Source organism: Alcanivorax sp. HI0044 (assembly GCF_001634945.1).
This window is the reverse complement of sequence record NZ_LWEZ01000318.1, coordinates 1-1,251: the sequence shown is the minus strand read 5'-3', so window position 1 is coordinate 1,251 and position 1,251 is coordinate 1. Positions and strand designations below refer to the sequence as shown.

Sequence of the window (1,251 nt, the reverse complement as noted above, 5' to 3'; positions counted from 1 at the left end):
GCTGGCCATCTCACGTAGCCCCTGCAGGGTTTCCTGGGGCGCCTTGTGGGAAATCACGTTTGCCACCGAGGACACATTGCCGCCCGGATCGATAAAGGTTTCGAATTCGATGCGTGTCCAACCGTTATCCAGCGGCGTCAGCACAAACTGATCTTCCAGCGCCGCAACCCGCACATAACCCTCGTGCTCCGGCTCGCCATCCACGGCATGGGAGGCCAGGGTAATGGCACCGGTTTCCTCATTCTGGGTGGTCTGGGTTTGGATCAGGGCATCACGATCCTTGGCCGGCCAGATGCCCTTGAAACGGATATAGGCCTGGTCGTTATCGCGTAACTCCAGTGACTGGCACTGATACAACCAGTCCGCGCAGGCACTGCTATCCGCCATCACCGCCAGTACACTCAGTACCGGCGCTTGCACTTCGGTGACACCCCGGAACGCTTTCACCGGGCTGTCTTTCATGGCTTTATCGTAGGTATTGATGTCCGTGCGGGCCTTGCCTTCATTCACGGTTTCCCAGTCTGCCGCCATGGAACCGGCGGATAACATCAAGGTCACGGCCAATGCTGATACGCGTACCGGGCGGGTCCATCCTGTCACTTTGCTCATGGTCTCTCCTTGTTGCCCTGAGGCTGCTTTAGCGTTGCATCATCATGAAATCGCAACACTTTCTTATCACGGTGGCTGTTAGGACCATGGAACAGCACTGGTATCTCCCCACGCGATGGCTATATCATGCATTTTTTACAACTTGCGACAGGCAGAACGGGTCACGTGAAATCGCTTCTGCTTGGCGCCATCTGGCTGTACCAGAAGGTGCTGAGCCCCTGGATAGGCAATCAATGCCGCTTCTACCCCACCTGCTCGGAATACGCCCGGCAGGCGGTAGTTGCCCATGGCAGCCTGCGCGGCAGCGCACTGGCGGCGAAGCGACTGTGCAAGTGTCACCCCTGGCACCCGGGCGGTTTTGACTATGTGCCCGGCACCGAACCCGACCCGGAACAGCACCAATGCACACCGTCATGCGGTGAACACAGCGGGGGGACATCACCATGATCCCCGCCATGCTGAACCGCTACCATCGCGGCCTGTCACTGTCTCTGGTACTCGGCCTGTTCTGTGCCCAGCTGCTGCTGGCATGGCACGCCCCGGCCCACATCGACGCAGGCCAACACAGCCCCGCCAAGGAGCTGCTGGCTTCCGCTGATTGCCAGGTGTGTACCCACGGCCATGGCATGCTGGCACTGCCCA

General features: G+C 59.6%; 3 protein-coding genes. 2 read left to right on the top strand and 1 reads right to left on the bottom strand.

Translation table 11 applies throughout. The features are described from left to right. Positions 1 to 609 (bottom strand): START domain-containing protein (locus A3730_RS03835; RefSeq protein ID WP_063537510.1); only part of this gene is annotated, 609 nt, incomplete at its 3' end. A gap of 165 nt (positions 610 to 774) precedes the next feature. On the opposite strand from A3730_RS03835, the gene yidD reads away from it, so the two are divergent. Both yidD and A3730_RS03825 read left to right on the top strand, forming a co-directional pair. After that, positions 775 to 1,056 (top strand): membrane protein insertion efficiency factor YidD, encoded by a 282-nt coding sequence (gene yidD / locus A3730_RS29420; protein WP_082872241.1) that lies wholly within the window; start codon positions 775 to 777, stop codon positions 1,054 to 1,056. Next, positions 1,053 to 1,251: hypothetical protein (locus A3730_RS03825; RefSeq protein ID WP_156500872.1), on the top strand; the 199-nt coding region annotated here is incomplete at its 3' end. The genes yidD and A3730_RS03825, both read left to right, overlap by 4 nt.